This window comes from Sinomicrobium kalidii (assembly GCF_021183825.1).
GTDB classification, from domain to species: Bacteria; Bacteroidota; Bacteroidia; order Flavobacteriales; family Flavobacteriaceae; genus Sinomicrobium; species Sinomicrobium kalidii.
The window spans coordinates 3609103-3630104 of record NZ_CP089211.1; the positions used below are offsets into that span (position 1 = coordinate 3609103).

A 21002-nucleotide genomic window follows, 5' to 3' on the forward strand; every position below is an offset into this window, starting at 1 on the left:
AATTTAGTGTTTAACCCAACTAAGACCTTAGCATGAAAAGAAAACTGCTTTACAGCCTCCTTGCCGGGATCTTATCCATCCTTTATGCAGGAGCACAGACCATACCCCGTGTAGAAGGCAGCCCCTATCCCTTTTCGGCAGTACCCGACCGTTTGTTCCTTACTTCGGAGAACTATTCCCCCTCTGAACGGATAGCCTTACAAACACTTATGGGCGTCATCGCCAGGGATAAGCCCGAAATTTTGCGGGATACCCATGGCCACCGGGAACTGGTGGAAAAGGCGGGGATAACGATAGACGATACCTACTATACCGATTTTCCCGGTTTACTGACCCGTTTCTCCGGCAAACTGGACGGCTACATTCTGTGTCACCCGAAAGACAGGTCCACCAATGCGGCCATTTCCCTGGCCGGGGTGATGAATGCCGTGGCCATTCCCGAAGATATAGAACAAACCGCCATAGACGCGGGATTAACACGTCTGCTCGATGTACGCGAAAAGGACGAATCGTGGGTACTCGCCAACTATGGCGACCTGTTCAGCCGTACGATGGCCTCCTATCAGCAGAGTTCTGACGACCGGGTCAACCATCTGGCGGACTACAGTACATTTACAGGGGCATTCCAGTTCTGGGATGATTCGGCCACGGGAACACTGGCCGACAGTGTATACAAGCGTATGAACAAGGGAGCCACTTACTTCGGCTGGGGAGCCGGAGAATACGAGACCGTGGAGCAACTGTCCCTGCATTCCGGGGTGATACACCCGTCAGACTGGGCCCCGAACATGTCGACATTGACCAATATCCCCCCGGTCAGGAAGACTTTCCGGCAAAAAGATCCCGAAAAGGCTTTTGAGGTGGTGCCGGATGTACATACGGTATGCTTTGTCATATCCGATGGCGATAACGTACAATGGCTTCTCGGTTCGCACGACAGTCCCTCAAGCTGGAATAATCCCAACCGGGGCCGGGTCAATTTGGGATGGACCATCTCTCCCGCACTCGCGGAACTGGCGCCCATAGTGTATGAGAAATATGTAGACAATGCACTTACCACACCCGAAGGCAGGAATGTCCTTATTGCAGGACCTTCCGGAAGAGGATATCATCTGCCCGGTCGTTATCCCGATGCCGATCTCGAGGAAGAATGCAATTTGCTGAACAACTACATGAAGCGGGCGGATCTGCGCATTGTAAACATCATCGATGCGGACGACAGTGACAATGATCCTTCCGCTTATCTCAAACAGGACAATATAGATGCCCTGTTCTATTACAGTTACGGAGCCAACTATACCGGGAGGCAGGGAGAAATAGACTGGTACAATGGGAAACCGTCCATAGGCGGAAGATACACCCTTTGGGGCACATTGTCCTCTCCCCGATCGCTGGCCACACAACTCAACCAGGCCTCTACCGATATTTATTCCGAAGACGGTTACAGCCTGATCCCCGTTCACGTATGGTCAAGAGGGGTGGATGATGTGCTGGATTGTATTGAACGCCTGGGCCCCAATGTACGGGTAGTGGCACCTGATGAGTTTGTATGGCTTGTACGAAAGAATCTCGGGGGATTGCCTGTTGGTACCGGAACCGGTCTCAGGGGTGAATATTATGACGGATATCACCGGGATGAGCTCAAATACACCAAGACTGACGGTACTGTCGATTTTGACTGGGCAACGGGCTCTCCCGATGAGGCCCGGCTCGGAACTAATCGCTTTTCGGTAAAATGGTCGGGGAAGGTACAGCCGCTTTACAATGAGGAGTATACCTTTTATGTCTATTCTGATGACGGGGTGAAACTCACGGTAAACGGGCAGGTACTTATCGACGACTATGAAACACAGGGTGCTTATACCCGGAGCGGTACCGTAACCCTGAATGCCGGGGAGAAATACAACATTTCACTGGAATATGCCGAAGGTAACGGCGATGCCTTTTGCCACCTGGAATGGGAAAGTAGCTCCCAGATGCGGGAAATTGTTCCAAGGGGACAACTCTATAGCCGACCGGATGTTTCCGAAGGCCCGGTAACATTTTATGAACATTGCGGTTTTAAAGGCTTTCATGCCGGCCTGCCCATAGGTGAATATAAGCTTGCCGACCTGGAGTTAAAGGGGTTCGGGGATAATGAAATAGCATGCCTTAAAATTGCCAAAGGCTATAAGGTCATACTATATGAAAACGACAATTTTGAAGGCACCTCCAAAACGATCACTTCAAACCGGGGCTGTTTCGGTAACTGGAAAGATAAGGTAAGCTCCCTTAAAGTGGTAGCCGATGGTGATACGGAACTGGAGGGGACCTATTCCCTGAAGAATATAAACAGTGGCTTATTCCTGGATGTAAGGGGAGGTCTGGGCGGAGTTTCCGATGGGGTGAATATACAGCTCTGGCACGAGAACAACCGGGCCAACCAGAAATTTAACCTCAAACATCTCGGAAACGGCATATATACCATAACCGCGTATCACAGTGCCAAATGCCTTGATGTGGAACAGTCGAGTACGGAAGATAATGCCAATATCCGGCAACGGACGAATTATGAAGCGTTGAACCAGCAGTTTATTGCTGTTCCCGTGAACGATCAGTATTACAAGTTCATTTCCGTACTCAGTGGTAAGGTCATCGCCGTAGAAGGAGAGCGTACGGCCCCGGAAGCCAATGTGGTACAATATACCGATAGCGGCCAGGCTTCCGCAAAATGGGAATTGATCTCCGCTCCCCCCGTAGGTAACGGCGACGGGCTCACAGGTAATTACTTCAACGGGATGGAATTCGATTCCCTTGTCTTTTCCAGGATAGATCCGAAGATCGATTTTGACTGGGGTGAAGGGGCACCCGGTAAAGGTGTGGATACGGATGATTATTCCGTGCGATGGACGGGAAAAATAGAACCGCGGTACTCGGGCGAATACACATTCTATATCACCAGCGATAACGGCAGAAGGCTCTGGATAGACGGCAGGCTTGTCATCGATGCCTGGATAGACGACTGGGATGTGGAATATTCGGGAACCATCACCCTGAAAGCCGGACAACAGTATGACATCAAACTGGAATATTTTGAAAATTACGGCGGAGCCAACTGCAGGCTCCGGTGGTCCGGTGATGCCCAGCCTAAGGAGATCATACCCCGGAACCAACTGTATTCCGACGGACAAACCGTTACCGTCCGGGCAAAAGAAGCAGCACAATACGAAGGTAATGCCGTGCTATACCCGAACCCTTCCTCCGGTGAATTGCGTTTGCAATTTGATTCCCGGAAAGCTGAAGTTACCATTTATGATATGTCAGGACGCAGGGTGATGCCTGTAATCACTGTCAGATCAAATGAGTCCTTAGATATTTCAAAACTGAAAAGAGGACAGTACATTATCCGGTATTACATCAACGGAACAGAAAGAACAAAGCACTTTATAAAGGAATAGGAGCTGAAATTCCTTTAAAAGCTGCTTTGAACCCGGAGTCTTCATGCATGCTGAACTGCCTTCAAAACCCGGTTATGGGCGGCCGAAGGCAGTTTTTTGTGCTTTACTCCGCTATGGCCTGGTAAGTGAGTGTCTCAAATTCATCTCCTATGCGCCAGTAGGGCGAGAGGTACTCCTGTGTGAAAAGAATCCCGATGAGGTTTTCTTCAGGATCTGCCCAGTAATGTGTGTTAAAAGCACCGCCCCAGCTGAAGGTTCCGATACTGAAAGGGGAAAGATAATCGTTCTTTTCCGTTTCCAGTGCAAAGCCCAGTCCGAACCGGAAGTCTTCCGGTTGCGGCGGATAGGGGGAAATACGCATTTTGTCAGTCAGTTGATTGGTGAGCATAAGTTCTACAGTTTTCCGGCTAAGCAACCTTTTGCCCTTGTAAACACCCTTATTGAGGAAAAGGGACAGGAATCTGGCATAATCTGCCGTTGTCGAACTCAGTCCCGCACCTCCCGAGAAATAAGTGCCTTTTCGATTGGGAAACAGGGGATCGACACCTTCGTAAATGGGGTGATCTACTTTTTCCAGTCCGTCAGCCGTACTTTCGTATAAAGTAACCAGCCGGGATTGCTTTTCCTTCGGAATGTAAAAATAGGTGTCGGTCATTTCCAGCGGATCGAATACCCTATTTTGCAGGAACAGGTCGAAAGGTTGTCCGCTCCACAGTTCAACGAGATACCCCAGCAGATCGGTATTGATCCCGTAAGTAAAGGCTTCCCCGGGCTGATGTTGTAACGGAAGCGTGGCCAGCAATTCCATTTTTTCCTTTAAAGTGGCTTTGCCCGACCCGATACCACTGGGAATCCCCGCCTTTTCATAAATGGCCCACATCCGTTTATCACTGAAAACAGCAGGGTAGGCAATCCCGGAAGTATGCCGTAAGAGGTCCCTTATTGTAATTTGCCTGTTGGCCGGAACGGTAGTGTAAGTCGTATCCTTTTCGTTATAAATATCCAGGACTTTCATGTTCCCGTATGCCGGGATGTACATGGCAACCGGGTCGTCCAGCAAAAATTTTCCCTCCTCCCAGAGCATCATTACGGCCAAACTGGTAATGGCTTTGCTTTGCGAAGCGATCCGGAATATATCGTCCGTTCGCATTTTCTTTCCGGATTCCACGTCGGCATAACCGAAAGCCTTATTGTAGACTATCCTGCCATTGCGTATAACAAGGGCCGACGCTCCCGGAATGTGTTTGTCCATGATATGACGATTCATAAAAGAATCGATCTGTGCCAGGCGTTCGGTATCAAAAGCCTGGCTTCTTTCCTGTGCGACAGATGTATTTACTGTACAAAAAAGGATAAGAAAGGGAATTGCTATATAAAATCCGAAGGTATTTATTCGGGTGTTTTTCATGATTTCAAAATATTAAGAAGTTTGTATTGTTTTTTCAGACAGATCTTTTACAAAAGGATAGTCTGTATACCCCTTTGAATTCCCGCCGAAATAGGTTTCCGGATCTCCTGTGGTTAAAGGAATATCGTGTTCCAGGCGGTAGGGGAGGTCGGGGTTGGCGATAAACGGCCGGCCGAAACCGATCATGTCCGCCCATCCTTCGGCAAGTGCTGTATCTGCTTTTTCCCGGGTATACTTCCCGGAATAGATCATTGTCCCCGAAAATACCCTGCGAAGTGCTTTCTTGAAAGACAACGGCATTAACGGTGCATCCTCCCAGTCGGCCTCCGCAATATGTATATAGGCAATCCCTCTTTTGTTCAGCATTTTTGCCGCGGCGGTATAGGTTTCTTCCGGTTTGTCGTCCACTGCACCCTGAAGGGTGGTCAGCGGGGCCAGGCGAACACCTGTTTTTTCTTTTCCTATGGCGCTGGCTACGGCTTGTGTAACTTCGTCGAGGAACCGGAGCCGGTTTTCCGGGGAACCTCCGTAAATATCTGTCCGCGTATTGGCCTGCGAATCGATAAACTGGTTGATAAGGTAACCGTTGGCACCGTGGAGTTCCACACCGTCAAAACCCGCTTTTACAGCATTTCGGGCAGCCTTTACATAGTCCTGTATGATGTCCTCGATCTCCGGAATGGTGAGGGCTCTCGGTATTGAATGCTGAACCATTTCTCCGATACCACTTTCGGCACCTTTGTTCTGAGGATCGATAAATACCTTAACACCTTGTGCTACGAGGGGAGAAGAAGATACGGGAGCATTATTACCGGGTTGCAGGGAAGTATGGGAAACGCGGCCTACATGCCACAACTGTGCGAAAATGAGCCCGTTGGCCCGGTGTACGGCCCGGGTTGTCTTTTTCCAGCCTTCAACCTGCGCTTCGGTATATATGCCCGGAGTCCAGGCATAGCCCTGTCCCTGTTTGCTTATTTGTGTGCCTTCGGTGATAATAAGTCCTGCTGATGCTCTCTGGCTGTAATATTCCGCCATAAGATCGGTGGCAACTTCACCTTTAGCTGCCCTGGACCGGGTCATGGGGGGCATAACGATCCTGTTTTTGGTATTGTAAGGCCCCAGTTTGTGCCCTTTAAAAAGAGAGACTTCTATGTATTTCATGGGAATATGTTTTTTTAAAACGGATATTTTTTATTTGTATTTTTCGGATGGTGTATATTGAACATTGAACCGCTGGATCAGGGAGTGATGAAACCATAAACAAACAGAGGGATATTTAAAACTTCTGCCTTCAACGTTCATCTTTCGATATTCGTTATTATTCCCCTGTATACTTTAACTTTTTGTTCCGTCTGAGGTACAGCAGGGAAATGGCAATACCGGCAGCAGCCATGGCAACCCCGACCCATTCCGGTGAAGTGTAGCCATAGCCCTTGTCTATGGGAATCCCACCCAGGAAAGCCCCTAAAGCATTGGCAATGTTAAAACAGGCCGGGCCAAGGGACGCGACCAGCATTTCCGCATCGCTCTTCACCGAATTGAGCAGTAACACGGTAAGCGGCGGAACAATGGCAAAGGTAGCCACCCCGGTAAGGAAGGTCATGGTCAGTGAGGCCCACGGATGAAAGGCCGTATAATAAATGAGGACCATACACACGATCTGGAACCCCAGTATGGCGATAACGGTAGCCGAAGGGGAAAAGGCATCCGAGAGTTTCCCGCCGATCAGGTTGCCCGCAAACATCCCGAACCCCGCGAGCACCATAATGTACGGGAGGTGTTTTTCGGCGATGCCCGATACTTCCGTCATCAGAGGGGCAATGTAGCTTATCCATGCAAAAAGGGCACCGGGAGCCACCGAAAATATGAGCACCATAAACCAGACATTGCCGTTGCGGAATATGGAAAAGTCTTTCCACGGATTACCTGTATTTTTCCGGGCTTCCATTTTGGGCATCCACACCTTTAATGCCAGTATGGTAACCAGACCGATAAGTGCAATCAGTAAAAAGGTATAACGCCAGGAAAAGTGATGCCCGATATAGGTTCCCAACGGAACACCGAGCAGATTGGCAACGGTAAGTCCCGAAAACATGATGGCAACCGCACGGGCTTCCCTGCCCTTGTCGGCCAACCGGCTGGCTACGACAGAACCCACCCCGAAAAAGGCACCGTGTGGCAAACCGGAAACAAACCGCGATGCCAGTAAGAGTTCGTAGTCGGGGGCTATGATAGACAATCCGTTAAATACGGTGAACAAGACCATCAGGAGGATTAAGGTTTTGGTAGGAGAAAACCGGTCCATGCTGATCACCAATAACGGAGCACCCACAACTACCCCGAGCGCATAAGCCGAGATGAGGTAGCCGGCTACGGGAATGGAAATATCGAGGTCCCGCGCAACATCGGGCAGCATCCCCATTATGGTGAATTCGGTTACCCCGATGCCGAGGCCCCCCAATGCAAGTGATAACAAACTTTTTTTCATAGAACAACCAGTTAGCGGGTTATGTTATTTTACTATACGCTTTGTCCGGACAGTACCGGGGAGAATATTTTATCGAGATGCGTCCTGTACGTTGTCATATCCCTTTCCACATCGCCGTTTTTGACAATGTCGTGAAAGTGAATGCTTTCCAGCGGTTCGAGGCCTATAAAAGCATTCATCCGGTGAAAGCCGAACAGGATACCTTCATCCACACTTTTTTGCTGAAAAAATTCTCCGGGCAGGGTAAAAGCTTCCCGGGGAGCGTTCCAGCTGGTAGTCACCATATATTTTTTTCCTTTAAGCAACCCTCCCGTACCGTAATTGACAGCCGGATTTACAGAAGAACGGCCATCACCGGTGTATATCTCTCCCGGTATAAAAACGTGGTCTATGTATTCCTTTAACCCGAAGGGAACCTGAAACCACCATATGGGCATGTGGTAGATGATCACATCGGCCCAAACAAATTTTTTAGCTTCTTCTTTCGGGCTGTAACTTTCATTAATGTTGGTGGTCTTTACCTCAAACCCTTTCTTGTTTTGAAAGAAATCAAGGGTAATATCGGCGAGGGTTTCGTTGAACCGGCCCCCGGATTGTGCGAATTTTTGCCCGCCGTTAATAATGAATATCTTTTTCATAAGTATGTTTTTTTAAGTACAGGACAAAATTAATGGCACCACATGTATTATTAAAATAATATAAATCATATATTTGTATCATAATTATAATAGTATAGCAATGGTTAATCTGGAATGGTACAGGACGTTCAAGGCAATTTATGAAACGGGCACCCTTACCGGGGCGGCACAGGCACTTTATGCTTCCCAGCCGGGAGTAAGCCTGCACCTGAGTTCACTGGAATCCTATACGGGATACAAGTTGTTTGATCGTTCTTCGCGTAAAATGGTACCCACGGAACGGGGAAAAGTGTTGTACAATCATATCAAGGAAGCCATCGCCAAGCTGGAAGATGCCGAACAGTGTTTCCGGAAAAGCACGGAAAAGGACAAGCCCACTATCAGTGTGGGGATGTGTATGGAAACTTTTCAGTATACCGTAGAACCCTATATTTCCACATTGCCTTTTGATGTGATCATAAAATTTGTGGAATACAAGGATGCCCTGACCGACCTGGACAAGGGCATACTCGACCTGGTGATAAGTTCCCGGAAAGGATCGGACAAGAATGTGGAATACAGGGCCTTTTCCAAAGAGAAGATCGTACTGGTTGCGGGCCGGGATACTGATGTAACCGGTTTTGATGAGCTGCTGGAAGCACAGGACTTCAATGGTATACGGGAATGGTTGAAGCAACGGACCTGGTACGGGACTACGGGAGATATGGAAAACCTGCGAAAGTTCTGGAACACGAACTTTAACAAACACCCCGATTTTAAGTGCAATTATATCGTGCCGAACAAAACCTCCATTGTACGTTGCCTGAGCCGGGCAAAAGGGCTTGCCGTATTGCCGGATTTTTTATGCCGTGATGAAATTGAAAAGGGGAATATAAAGTTGCTTTGGGAGGGAAATGTCAGTATAGAAAACACGCTTTATTTTGCCATGCGTAAAAAGACCATTTACGCAGAGGAAATAAAATGTATCGAAGATATTTTCGAAAAAAAGATGCCTTCTTATTCTCCTGCGGAAGTGGAGAATGTTTCCGGGTAAAACAGGAAGTCAATTATAAAACCGGATGTCTGAGAAGTATGATCAGGGCCGATATCTTCTTCCAGACACCCGGAATGTGTTTTTATGTAGCTTTTACCTCGCTTTTCCCCGTCATCAGGTTTTTGATGGCTGTCTGGTCTATTACCGGATTCGCCCCTTTGCTTTCCGCTACCATGGCACCCATGGCACAGGCAAAGTTAACGGCTTTCTGCGGGGATGATTTAAAGTGAAACAGGTGGGTAAGCAATGCGGCAAGAAAAGAATCGCCCGCACCTACCGTATCTTTTACCGTGATATTATACCCGCTGTTATAGTACAGTTTTCCGTTTTGCAGCAACACGGCTCCGTGTCTTCCCTTGGTGACGCATATGGACGGGGTAGCTGTTTTTCCGGCAATGTATTCCATATTTTGCTCCATGGACTTATAAGGTGATCCGATGGCTTCGGCGATCTCGTAAAGTTCATCGTCGTTGAATTTTATAAAATCCGCCTTTTCCATCAGGGGCTTAACGGTTTCAATGGTGTAATGCGGATAGCGGAGGTTGGCATCAAAGACCTTATGTATATTGTGGTTGGAGAGCAGCCGGTGCAAAGTGCTTTGAGACACTTCATCCCGGCAGGCCAGGCTTCCGTACACGATCAGGTCGGAAGCTGAGACAAGTTGTCCGGCAGTTTCGGTAAAAGGGATCTTGTCCCAGGCCGAGGGATAAGTGATCTCATAGGTGGCAGACCCGCGGTCATTCAGCGTTACGTCCACTGTTCCCGTTTGATATTGTGTGTTTTCTGCAATACCGGAAGTGTTCACCCCGTGTTCTTCGAGATAAGTTTTTATTTTTTCCCCGTCTTCGTCCTTTCCGATACAGCTTATTATACTGACATCGCATCCCAGGGATTGCATCCGCAAAGCTACGTTGAGCGGAGCACCGCCTATATTTTTGTGACCGGGGAAGCAGTCCCATAATACTTCTCCGTATGATATGACCCGGAGTTTTTCTTCTTTATTCATGCTTGTTTTTTTATTGTTTCCGGCAGCTTGCCATTACAAATTACGAAAAAGAATCAATATTCAAGTCCCAAATGAGATTCTTCGCTTCGCTCAGAATGACATTTGAGACCTGAGACTTTTATCAATACCCCGGATTTTGTTTGTACAATCCGCCTGTAAAATCAATTTCCCGTTGCGGAATGGGATAATATTCATCCCTGCCGGCGGTAAACCGGGCATTGGCCAGGAAATCCCGTTTTGTCTTTTCTTCTTCCAGGTAGGCATTCAATACTTCGGCTGCTTCCCCCCAGCGCACCAGGTCAAAGAAACGGTGCCCTTCCATGGCAAATTCCAGCCTTCTTTCGAACTTCAATGCCTCTAAGGCTTCCGCTTTGGAAGCGAAAGAAGTATACAGGCCTATATTGTAGATATCAGTGGCCCCGGCCTCCAGCGGACGGGAAGTACTTGCCGCGGCCCTTTCCCGTATCCGGTTGATGATGGGAACGGCCTCGTTATACCTGTCCAACTGTATCAGGGCTTCGGCTTTAAAGAGCAATACGTCCGCATAGCGTATAAAATCGACGTTCTTGGAAGTCCCTACAAAAGGTCCTTCCTTTATATAACAGGAACAATCCGGCGCCTGTTGCTCTTTCATGTTCCCGAAGAAGCCGTATACTCCGGGGTCCCTGGCCCAGCTGGCACTGTAGATCATGTCACCGTCTTCGTTTATGGTATTCCTGTATTTGAACGGCCTGCCGGGCACACCGATAGTATGGTCCAGGCGGGGGTCTATGTTGATAAAATCTTCGGTATTTGTCATATCCGAAGTATTGAAATCATTTAATAGCGGGAGACCGTCCCCATCCGTTTTAAAGGCGTTGACCATATTCTGGCTCGGCAGGTGAAATCCGCAGCAACCATAGAGGGAAGTCCCGTGCGGAGAATTTAAGCCGGTAACAAAACTTACCCTGCCCACTTCGGTACCGTCATTGATGGAGAACTGTGCGGCCCATACGGATTCGGGGCCGTTATCGTGACCATCGAGGAAATTGTTGGCAAAATCGGGTTCGAGGCTGCCCGATACGGCATCGGCATAGGTGATAACTTCTTCCAGCCGGGAAGTGTTGATGTTGATAACCCTGTGATTTTCATCCTGCTCGTAGGCCTGGTAGAGCCTCAGCTTGGCAAGATAGGCAGCAGCTGCACTTTTGTCTGCACGTCCGGGCTGGTCCTGTTCTTCCGGGAGGTTTTCGTAGGCGAACAGGAAATCTTCGGCAATTTTGTTCCAGAGTTCGTCGTTCTCCACATCATTGGAAATTTCCAGGAGTTCCTCATCGCTGAGTCCTTCCGTAATGTAGGGGACCTTTTTGAACAGCAGTTTGAGCATAAAATGAGAGTGCCCCCTCAAAAACCGGAGTTCGGCCATACGGGTGGTTTTTAACGGAAACTCGTCTTCAGAGAATTCCCCGATCACCGACAGGGCAAAATTGGCCCGTGAAATGGCTTTGTAGAAATTGGTCCATGTACGCGGGGCCATCCAGTCACCGTCATCGGCCTGGGTGAGATTGTATTGTTCATAATGATCTATTACGGGAACATCGCTCCTTCCGCCGCCGCCTTTATAAGCGTCGTCAGAACGTACACTGCCGTATACCCACATATGGGTAAGGGGACCTATCATCTCATCATTGGTAATGCCGGCATAGGCTGCCGTTACCAGGCTTTCGGTATTTTCTGCGGTAGCAATATCCTCCTCGGATACCTGTCCTTTGGGGTCGTATTCCAGAAATTCCTTGCCACAGGACACAAACAGTAATAATGTGCCTGCCAGGAGTAGATATGTGGTGTGAATTGCTTTCATAATATTTGATTTTCAGTTATGTATATGAACGGAGGAAACATGGCGAATACATTTTAAAAACCGATGTTAACTCCGAGTGAAAGGGTTGTCGGTACGGGAATGGCATTGACATCCGTTCTTTCCGGATCGGCGCCTATATAACCGTTCGGGGTGATCCAGAACAGGTTTTCCCCTTGTACATAAAACCGTAGATTGGTCATTCCGCCCCACTTTTCTATCAGTTCTTTTGGGAAATTGTACCCTAATTGCGCATTCCGAAGCTTGAAATACGAATTATTCCGATACAGGTAATCGGAATCCTGGGTGTCATTGTTTACGAGCGACAGGGAAGGGATGTCTGTATCGGTATTTTCGGGGGTCCAGGCATTGAGGACGCCCAGCCCGGCATTTTCCCGGCCCTGAACAAAATTGTTCCAGAAGATATATGGGTCGAGGCCAACACGCCCCGTTACACCGGAACCGAATACCGAGAAGTCAAAGTGTTTGTATTTCAGATCAATACGGATGCCGTATTCCAGGTCGGGCAGCGTGGTGCCGAGGAAATCGCGGTCGTCGGCATTGATAATACCGTCTTCGTTGAGGTCCGCAAACCTGATCCCTCCCGGGCGGGCGCCTACCTGTGTGGCATGTGCGTCCACTTCCTCCTGGCTTTGGAACAAGCCGTCCGTTTTATATCCGAAGATGGAAAACTGGGAATGCCCGATGATGGAATTATCGGCAGTTCCGGGATAGGCTGTTCTTACTTCCTCGGGGAGCTCGGTTATTTTGTCCTTAAATGCCCCGAAATTGGTAGATACGGCGAAGTACAGGCCATTCTCGTAAGTATCGGAATAGGCGAGCGACAATTCCCATCCCTTGGTACGGGTGGAAGCCCCGTTCAAAAAACGCTGTCTTCCTTCACCCAGAACGGAAGCCACCGGAGGTTGTATCAAAATCCCTTCCGTATTTCTTACAAAGTAGTCAAAAGAACCGGCGATCTTGTTTTGGAGCAGCCCGAAATCGAGTCCCACGTTTACTTCCCGGGTCTCTTCCCAGCGCAGTCCGCTGTTGGCCGCCTGGATGGAAACAAAGCCGGAGGGCAGGTTTCCGGTGTTATTGCCATTGAGGTCGTAGGCTGTTCCCACGTTGTAGTATATGTTGAAAAAGTCCGGAACATACACGTTTTGATTGGGGCCGTACCGGGCTTCGTACAATCCGAAACGGGCCACATCACCGATCGACTGGTTGCCCACTTCCCCGTAACCGGCCCGGATTTTAAGGTCGGATATCAAATTGCTTTCCTTCAGGAAATTTTCGCGGTTGATTCGCCATCCGGCAGTTACGGCAGGAAAGTACCCGTACCTGTTGTCTTCGCCGAAGCGGGACGAACCATCCCTTCGCAGGGTAAAGGAGGCCAGGTATTTATCGGCAAAGGCATAATTGACCTTTCCGAACATTGACCACAGCCTGCTTCCCGTCGAAGAACCGTCGGTGGTACGGCTTCCGGAAGCGGCACCGAGCGTAAAATAATCCTCGGTTTCTATGGCGAAGCCCTGGGCAGAGGAAACAATGGAATTCAGGTCGGTCTTTATGGCTTCGGTACCCAACAATACTCCGATCCTGTGGTCACCCAGTTCGAGGTTGTAGTTCAGCGTATTGCTAAAGGTCAGGCTGGTGTATTCGTTGGTATCATGGGTCAGCTTGTTGGTGCTCCTGGTTATAAACCCGTTCGCTACCGTGGTTTCAATGTCTTTTCTGTGAAAACGGTTGTGATCTATTCCCAGGGACATCCGGAAGGTCAGGTTCTTTAAAAGATCGATCTCGGCGAATACGTTTCCGAAGAGCGTGGTTCTTTCGGTATTATCCCACCGGTTGATATACTGCATGTATACAGGGTTGTTCCTGTCGGAGTATCCGGACCCGAGAGGTCCCGCATATTCCCCGGTACCGGTAAATACGGGAATGGTAGGTGCCAGGGTAATGGCAAGTCCGGGCGTGGGTGCGCTCCCTACATCGGGAGAGGCCAGGGTTTCATTGGAAGTGAAGAACTGGGTGTTCATACCTACCCTTACTTTGTCATTAAAGAGTTTGACATTCCCGTTGAACCTGGCTGAATAGCGTTCGTAGCCGGTATATTTCAGTATTCCGGTGTTTTTCAGATACCCGAGGTTCAGCAGCATGAACGATTTGTCCGTACCTCCGGAGATGCTGACGTCGTTGTTATACACATAACCGGTTTCATAGGTTTCCTTCTGCCAGTCCGTATCGCCTGCCGGGACATTCGTGTCCCCGCCCACATAGGGTTGTACCGTAACATTATTGAGTGCCGGGTTACTGAAATTACCGTTCCAGTCAAAATCGTATATTTCCCCGTAGGCATTGTTGGGATCGGCACCGTCGTTTACCGAGGCACGCCAGAGGGCTTCCCCTCTTTGCTGTGCGTTGAGCATGTCATAGCGTTGCTTTTTTTCGGAAAGTACCGAAATATTGGAATTGATACTTACGCTGAATTTTTCGCCGTCGCCCCTCGTGCGGTTCTTGGTACTGACCACGATAACACCGTTAGCGGCCCGTGCCCCGTATACCGAAGAGGCCGAGGCATCCTTGAGTACCTGCACGGATTCTATGGTGCTGGGATTGATCCCGGCAAATACCTCAGGGCGTATCGTGGGCACACCGTCTATGACATAAAGGGGATTGTTGTCGCCCAGGGTACTCACCCCGCGGATAAGGATACGGTTGCTGGTTCCGGTGGGATCGCCCGTTTTTTCCACGAACAGGCCGGGTACACGGCCCTGCAGAGCCTGCATGGTGTTCCCGGAGCTCATACTTTGCCCTTCCAGGGGAGCCAGGTCCACCACGGAAATGGCCCCGGTCATCTCCACTTTTCGTTCTTTGGTATAGCCTACAATGATTACTTCGTCCAACTGTTGAGAGTCCGTGTCCAGGGCAACATTTACCTGCGTTCGCCCGTTTACCGGGACCTCCTGTGCTACAAAGCCCACGTAACTGAATACCAGTACGGCATCCGGAGAGATATTGTCCAGGCTGTAGTTTCCGTCAAAATCGGTCACGGTCCCTTTGGTGGTACCCTGTACCAGGATGGAAGCCCCGGGCAGGGGAAGTCCGTCCTCCGAAGAGGTTACCGTACCGCTTACCTTAATTTCCTGTGCGAACAGGTAGCCTTGTGCCAGCAGCAAAAGGCAACATAATAATCGTTTCATAGTTTTCATTTGTTTGTTTTTGAGGGCGGAGGTCCGAAGGAGGCAGAATATCGCTTCCGACTTCCCACCGTCTTACATTCGTTTTGGTTTTCCGGTTAATTGAATTTTAGTTCGTGAATAGCTATTGCTTTCGCTGTGACACCCGAAGTGTCGGTAGTAAGGCTAAGGGTTTCAAAAGGAGCTTCGGGAAAGAATATTTCCGTCATTACAACCGTACCGTTATCGTAAAAGATTTCGATAGAGGTCTTGTCCAGTACAATGTGTATATCAAGGGCATCCGAAGTGGAAAAACGGGGAGCCACAGCAGTTTTTCCGGCAAATTTTTCTGAAAAATCCGTTTGCCCGGCTTTTGCCCTGTTTATAAAGAATTCCCTTTTGGCATTATTCAGCCCGAAGGAAAGCGTATCTCCCTTTGCATTGTACAGCCGGAACGTACAGGTGCTTTTTCCGATTCCTTTGAGGTTCAGTGCAATCTCGGTATTGTTAAGCACCGGACCGTCTTCAGTGTGATATACAAAAGGGCTGTCCAGGGCGATGTCCTGTTTTTTAATGGCTTTGGTCCGGAAGTCTTTCAATTCCCGGATGGGGCGTGAGGACAGTTGATAGGTAGTCCCGCTTTTAATGAGTTGCAGTTCCCTGGGGAGGGTCATGGCGCTCCGCCAGGTTGTGGTAGGCACCTGTTGGGCATATTCCCAGTTGGACATCCAGCCGATAAAAAGCTTTCTGCCGTTACTGTCCGGTACTCCGGACCAGGTAACCCCGGCGTAGTTGTCCCTGCCATAGTCTATCCAGAATGCTTTTCTTTTATTGAGTTCCGCTTCAAATCCGGGATCGGGGGTAAAAGTGGTGCCGTCAAAATCCCCGACAAAATACTGGGTAGCAGAACCGCCGTTGGGCCCGCCGGGGTTCAGGCTCTGGATCAGTACCCATTTGGTTTCGCCTGTCTCTTCAACGGTCATCGGGAAAAAGTCCGGGCATTCCCATACACCGCCGTGAGCACCGGTATCCGTTCCGAAATCCGAGAGGAATTCCCAGTCTTTGAGATTATCGGAACGGTAAAATTTGGCCCGGTCCTGGGCAGCGAGAACCATGACCCACTGGTTGCGAAGGGTATCGCGTACCACCTTCGGGTCGCGAAAATCACGTATTCCGGGGTTTTCTATTACCGGGTTGTTTGCGTATTTGGTCCAGGTCATGCCTTCGTCCGTGCTGTAGGCAATACCCTGGGTTTCCACATCAATCTGGTCGTTGTCCCTTTTTTTCGGATCGTGAATGGTGTACATGGCCACTACCGGGGGCGTTCTGCCGTCACTGAGCCCGGAAGTATTGTCATGGTCTACCACCGCACTTCCCGAAAAGATATATCCTTCTTCCCCTGGATAGAGTGCTATGGGGAGTTCTTTCCAGTTCAGCAGGTCGGTACTCACGGCGTGTCCCCAATGCATGGGGCCCCAGACCGTGGAGTCCGGGTAGTGCTGAAAGAACAGGTGATAATATCCGTTGTAGTAAAACATGCCGTTCGGGTCGTTCATCCACTTTTCTTCGGGAGTGAAATGAAAATTCGGCCTGTAGTGTTCTTCCTCCCCGGCGACCGGGCTGTCCGGGGCCGATGCCTCCTTTTTCCCGCTGTTCTGACCGCAGGCGATCAGAAGGAACAGGAGAACAGGAAGTGCAGCTGTTTTGGTAATTACTGTATTCTTCATTGGAATTGATTGATTTATGGTTTATAGTTTTTACCCCCCCCAGCCCCCCTCAAGGGGGGAGTTATATCTTTTTTAATAGGCATTACTGCTCCCCCCTTGAGGGGGGACACAGGGAGGTGTCCCTCCAGTATTACTCATTCAGTTCCCGGATCACCCGATCCTCCGGCACCTCAAATTTCCGGCTTCGGACTTCGGGCTTCAGACTTCTGACTTTTGACTTTTGACTTTTGACTTCAGACCGGCTCCCCGAAATCTTTAACCGGGCCTGTATATCCTCCAGTGAAATCCCCTTGGTTTCCGGCATAACAAACCATACGAAAAGGAGTTGCAGGGCCATCATTACCGTAAAGAACAAAAACACGGGCCAGGCGCCCACAGCACCGAAAAGCATGGGGATAAGGGAAGGGATAACGGCGGCAAGTATCCAGTGTACGGAAGAACCGAACGCTTGCCCTGCCGGTCTGAGGTGATTGGGAAATATTTCCGAGATGTACACCCAGATAACAGCTCCTTGGCCCACGGCGTGCGACGCGATGAATACGAAAAGGGAGAGAGGTACGGAAATTCCGCCCCAGTCAAAATAAAAAGCGGCGGTTACCATGGAAAGAGACAGGATATAACCGAAAGAACCGTACAACATTAAGGTCTTTCTGCCCAATCTGTCTATAAGCATCACTCCCAGAAGGGTAAACAGCAGGTTCACCACACCTATACCCACACTGCTCAACAGGGCGGTATTCTGTGCCAGTCCGGCTTCTTCGAATATCCGCGGAGCATAATACAAAAAGGCATTGATGCCCGACAACTGGTTGAACAGGGCGATGAGGAAAGCGAGGATCAGGGGGAACCTGTATTTTTTCATGAATATGGTTTCCCCGCTCTGCGCTGTTCCGGAGCCCGTTCGGATTTTTTCTATCAGGTGTTCCGTATTCTTCGCGGGATTGATAAGTTTTAATACTGCTTTGGCGCTTTCGATCCGGTTTTTGGAAATGAGCCATCTCGGGCTTTGGGGAAGATTGAATGCGAAAATGAGATATACCAGGGCGGGGAGGGCTTCCACGCCCATCATCCATCGCCAGGAACGGGGACCGATGTCGCTGAGTAAATAATTGGATACGAAAGCGATGAGTATTCCCAACACGATATTAAACTGGTACAGTGATACCAGTCTTCCCCGTTTTCCGGCCGGTGCTATTTCCGATACATAGGCCGGAGCTGCAATGGTCGATGCTCCTACACCCAGCCCCCCGATAAACCGGAAAAAGGCAAAAGTATAAGGATCATTGGCTAGGGCAGACCCGAGGGAAGAGACCAGGTAAAGTCCCCCGATCAAAAGAAGGGTGTTTTTCCTTCCTATTCTGTTAGTGGGGATTCCTCCGAACAAAGCACCTATGACCGTACCCCACAGGGCCATGGCCATAACCACGGAACCGTGAAAGGCATCGGACGAATTCCATAATAATTGTAATTGCCTGTCCGCTCCTGAAATTACCACGGTATCAAACCCGAACAAAAAACCGGCCAGTGCGGCCGTAACCGACCAAAAAACAATTTTATTCATCTTATAATTAATTACGATGAATGCTAAATTATTCTTAAAAAACAGGGTTTATGTTTAATGATGTTGCAATTTATTTCGTTTTTGCATTTTTAGGGCTTTGTTTTTTTTAACTTATTGCAAATCAGTGGTTTTATTTTTCGATAATAATACACTACAACGATATAGTTACACTCAGGTAACATAAATTATACTGAGGTTACATGGTTTTATACCGGGTTAAGGATATGGATTCTCCATAAAATACGATTCAGAATCGTGACAGGTCAATGTTTTCAATTTTATGTCCGGTTCCGGGTACGGGAATATTATCGCGGTAAACAGGTCATGTCCTGTAACCGGATATGATGCATTTCTTGTAATACCTTGGTATAACCCGCTATCAATGCCCGCTAAAACGGCCATGTAAGGGGTTGTGTTTGCGGCATAAGGGGTTGTGTTTGCGGCGTAAAGGGTTGTGTTCGCCGCGTAAGGGGTTGTGTTCGCTGCGTAAGGGATTGTGTTTGCGGCGTAAGGGGTTGTGTTCGCCGCGTAAGGGGTTGTGTTTGCGGCGTAAAGGGTTGTGTTCGCCGCGTAAGGGATTGTGTTTGCGGCATAAGAGGTTGTGTTCGCCGCGTAAGGGGTTGTGTTCGCTGCGTAAGGGATTGTGTTTGCGGCGTAAAGGGTTGTGTTCGCCGCGTAAGGGATTGTGTTTGCGGCATAAGAGGTTGTGTTCGCCGCGTAAGGGGTTGTGTTCGCTGCGTAAGGAGTTGTGTTTGCGGCATAAGGGGTTGTGTTTGCGGCGTAAAGGGTTGTGTTCGCTGCGTAAGGGATTGTGTTCGGCGTATACGCAATCCCTTAAATGGCAAAAACAGGCTCCGGATCAAAGGTTGTGGCGCAAAGCCGGATTTTAGATATAGGATGTAAGACCTATGACTACAGGATGTAAGAATTAAAAATCGATACCTTAAACCGTTAGGTATTACGAGGAGTTGTGTTGCCCAGGGGGCCAGATATCATACCTTAATATTTTGGGGATGATCCCATAACACTTGTAAAAAAGTGGTTTACGGACTGCAATAATTTCAAAGAGTTTGAATGTAAATAACTTAAAATCAGATTTTTTAAATGAAAACTGGTGATCACGAGTGATGACTAAGGGTTGTTCTTGTATTCTTTCGGGGTGATCCCGTATTTGTTTTTAAAGGAGGTGGAGAAATAGTTGGGGGAAGAAAAACCGCAGGCATAAGCTATTTCGGCAATGTTCAACGAGGTTTTACGGAGCATTTCTCTCGATTTTTCAAGCCTGATACCGCTTATGTATTCATTGACGCTTATACCGCACATTCCCTTGATCTTGCGGTAGAGTTGTACGCGCGACAGGTTGAGTTTCCGGGCAAGTTCTTCCACGGTGAACTGCGGATTGTCCAGGTGTTGTTCTATGATGGTATCCAGCCGGGTACGGAATTCCTGGCCGGTGATCTTTTCTATTTCGTTCTGTTGCAGGGTGATCTTCTCACTTTGCAGCTCCAGCAGCTTTTTCTTTTTGCCTATGATGTAGGTGGAATAGATGCTGTATAACGCCAGTGAAAGTATGAGCACAAGGAAAAATATGAGTATCTTGATAAGGTTGGTCTGTGTGGCATATTTTTTTTCCTGTTCGGAAAGCTTTTGCAACTGGTTTTCTATACTGGCCTGTTGCCGGTCGATCTTGTCCAGCTGGTTTTTCATTATATCCGCATTGACCGAATCAATGACCGTGGTACTCAGGATGTTGTTTTTGGATACGGGTTCACCCTTTAGTATTTTAAGGGCGAGTTTAATGGCTTCGTTCCCTCCCGTGGGGTAAAAGATGGTGGCCTGCAATACTTTGTCCTGTACGAGTTGTATGCCACCGTTCAGGGTGTTGAGTCCGTCCACACCTATAAACCCGATCCTGTTTTCCACCCCTTTTTCCCGGGCTGTTTCCCAGGCGCTCAGGGCCATCCGGTCGTTATGACAAAACACATAATCGATTTGAGGTTTTTGAGCGAGTATTTCCTCGAGGGGGGCTTTTACCGATTCCCTTTCCCAGTTCCCGTCTACGGAAGCTACTACTTCCAGGTGATCGAACCGGTTGACGATCTGGTTAAATCCCAGGCTCCTCTCGTAAGCGGGAGAAGAGCCTTTCAATCCTTTTATTTCTACGATTTTTATCTCTTTTCCTTTGCCGGAGGTATTCGAGGCGATATACCGGCCGGCATTCCTTCCTACCTCGATATTATCCGCACCGATGTATGCGGTGTAACTTTCGTTTTCTATTTTCCGGTCTATGACGATGACGGGGATACCTGCCTTTATCGATTTTTCCACAATTGCCGTCACGGGGCGCGACTGTATGGGGGAAATAATAAGGATGTCGGATTGGTTGCCGATAAGGGTTTCGATATCCTTTACCTGTTTTTCCACATCGTCATTGGCATCCAGTATGGTGAGTTCCACATTATCGTGAAGGGAGGCCTCCAGTCGCATGGACTTGTTCATCTGTTTCCTCCAGTCGTCTGTGGTCATGCCCTGGGAGAAACCGATTTTTATTTCATCTTTCTCCTTTAAACCCGAGCATGCGAAGACAATGCCCGCCAGCAGAAAACAGACAAGGATGCGGTAATAATGGATAATATCGGGTTTCCTGTAAATTGGCATTGATTCGAAAATTGTGCTCGGATTGTC

The 21002-nt window shown here is 48.8% G+C and carries 12 protein-coding genes; 2 read left to right on the top strand and 10 right to left on the bottom strand.

Translation table 11 applies throughout. From position 1 onward, the window contains the following. Window positions 1-32 precede the first annotated feature (32 nt). Window positions 33-3437 carry a PA14 domain-containing protein gene (locus LS482_RS14590; RefSeq protein ID WP_233028250.1) on the top strand — a complete coding sequence of 1135 codons (3405 nt, stop codon included), beginning with the start codon at window positions 33-35 and terminating at the stop codon, window positions 3435-3437. A gap of 103 nt (window positions 3438-3540) precedes the next feature. Here the strand turns inward: LS482_RS14590 and LS482_RS14595 are convergent, their stop codons facing one another. From LS482_RS14595 to LS482_RS14610, 4 genes are all read right to left on the bottom strand, one after another. Further along, on the bottom strand, window positions 3541-4845 hold the full coding sequence (locus LS482_RS14595) for a serine hydrolase domain-containing protein (RefSeq protein WP_233028251.1): 1305 nt from the start codon (window positions 4843-4845) through the stop codon (window positions 3541-3543). A gap of 12 nt (window positions 4846-4857) precedes the next feature. Next, the gene (locus tag LS482_RS14600) at window positions 4858-6006 is read right to left on the bottom strand and encodes an alkene reductase (protein ID WP_233028252.1); all 1149 of its coding nucleotides are present in this window, start codon (window positions 6004-6006) and stop codon (window positions 4858-4860) included. A 157-nt stretch (window positions 6007-6163) separates the two neighbouring features. Beyond that, window positions 6164-7333, bottom strand: coding sequence for an MFS transporter (locus LS482_RS14605; protein WP_233028253.1), 1170 nt, complete (start codon window positions 7331-7333; stop codon window positions 6164-6166). A 32-nt stretch (window positions 7334-7365) separates the two neighbouring features. Next, complete coding sequence (locus LS482_RS14610) at window positions 7366-7971, bottom strand: NAD(P)H-dependent oxidoreductase (protein WP_233028254.1); 606 nt, start codon at window positions 7969-7971, stop codon at window positions 7366-7368. Window positions 7972-8071: 100 nt separating this feature from the next. Between LS482_RS14610 and LS482_RS14615 the strand changes: the two genes are divergently transcribed. Further along, window positions 8072-9004 (top strand): LysR family transcriptional regulator, encoded by a 933-nt coding sequence (locus tag LS482_RS14615; protein WP_233028255.1) that lies wholly within the window; start codon window positions 8072-8074, stop codon window positions 9002-9004. A gap of 82 nt (window positions 9005-9086) precedes the next feature. Here the strand turns inward: LS482_RS14615 and LS482_RS14620 are convergent, their stop codons facing one another. From LS482_RS14620 to LS482_RS14645, 6 genes are all read right to left on the bottom strand, one after another. Further along, complete coding sequence (locus tag LS482_RS14620; RefSeq protein WP_233028256.1) at window positions 9087-10010, bottom strand: carbohydrate kinase family protein; 924 nt, start codon at window positions 10008-10010, stop codon at window positions 9087-9089. Between the two features lie 121 nt (window positions 10011-10131). Continuing rightward, a complete protein-coding gene (locus LS482_RS14625; protein ID WP_233028257.1) occupies window positions 10132-11850 on the bottom strand; it encodes a RagB/SusD family nutrient uptake outer membrane protein in 1719 nt (572 codons plus the stop codon). A gap of 53 nt (window positions 11851-11903) precedes the next feature. Beyond that, window positions 11904-15053, bottom strand: coding sequence for a SusC/RagA family TonB-linked outer membrane protein (locus tag LS482_RS14630; protein ID WP_233028258.1), 3150 nt, complete (start codon window positions 15051-15053; stop codon window positions 11904-11906). A gap of 95 nt (window positions 15054-15148) precedes the next feature. Then, window positions 15149-16756 carry a glycoside hydrolase family 32 protein gene (locus LS482_RS14635; RefSeq protein ID WP_233028259.1) on the bottom strand — a complete coding sequence of 536 codons (1608 nt, stop codon included), beginning with the start codon at window positions 16754-16756 and terminating at the stop codon, window positions 15149-15151. A 130-nt stretch (window positions 16757-16886) separates the two neighbouring features. Beyond that, on the bottom strand, window positions 16887-18317 hold the full coding sequence (locus LS482_RS14640) for a sugar porter family MFS transporter (protein ID WP_233028261.1): 1431 nt from the start codon (window positions 18315-18317) through the stop codon (window positions 16887-16889). Between the two features lie 1131 nt (window positions 18318-19448). Continuing rightward, a complete protein-coding gene (locus LS482_RS14645) occupies window positions 19449-20975 on the bottom strand; it encodes an AraC family transcriptional regulator (protein ID WP_233028262.1) in 1527 nt (508 codons plus the stop codon). Window positions 20976-21002: the final 27 nt, after the last annotated feature.

Excerpts from the sequence above, each read along its gene's own strand:
- LS482_RS14645 (WP_233028262.1), bottom strand. The coding sequence starts at position 20,975 with ATGCCAATTTACAGGAAACCCGATATTATCCATTATTACCGCATCCTT.
- LS482_RS14625 (WP_233028257.1), bottom strand. The coding sequence starts at position 11,850 with ATGAAAGCAATTCACACCACATATCTACTCCTGGCAGGCACATTATTA.
- LS482_RS14640 (WP_233028261.1), bottom strand. The coding sequence starts at position 18,317 with ATGAATAAAATTGTTTTTTGGTCGGTTACGGCCGCACTGGCCGGTTTT.
- LS482_RS14600 (WP_233028252.1), bottom strand. The coding sequence starts at position 6,006 with ATGAAATACATAGAAGTCTCTCTTTTTAAAGGGCACAAACTGGGGCCT.
- LS482_RS14595 (WP_233028251.1), bottom strand. The coding sequence starts at position 4,845 with ATGAAAAACACCCGAATAAATACCTTCGGATTTTATATAGCAATTCCC.
- LS482_RS14605 (WP_233028253.1), bottom strand. The coding sequence starts at position 7,333 with ATGAAAAAAAGTTTGTTATCACTTGCATTGGGGGGCCTCGGCATCGGG.
- LS482_RS14590 (WP_233028250.1), top strand. The coding sequence starts at position 33 with ATGAAAAGAAAACTGCTTTACAGCCTCCTTGCCGGGATCTTATCCATC.
- LS482_RS14615 (WP_233028255.1), top strand. The coding sequence starts at position 8,072 with ATGGTTAATCTGGAATGGTACAGGACGTTCAAGGCAATTTATGAAACG.
- LS482_RS14610 (WP_233028254.1), bottom strand. The coding sequence starts at position 7,971 with ATGAAAAAGATATTCATTATTAACGGCGGGCAAAAATTCGCACAATCC.
- LS482_RS14630 (WP_233028258.1), bottom strand. The coding sequence starts at position 15,053 with ATGAAACGATTATTATGTTGCCTTTTGCTGCTGGCACAAGGCTACCTG.
- LS482_RS14635 (WP_233028259.1), bottom strand. The coding sequence starts at position 16,756 with ATGAAGAATACAGTAATTACCAAAACAGCTGCACTTCCTGTTCTCCTG.
- LS482_RS14620 (WP_233028256.1), bottom strand. The coding sequence starts at position 10,010 with ATGAATAAAGAAGAAAAACTCCGGGTCATATCATACGGAGAAGTATTA.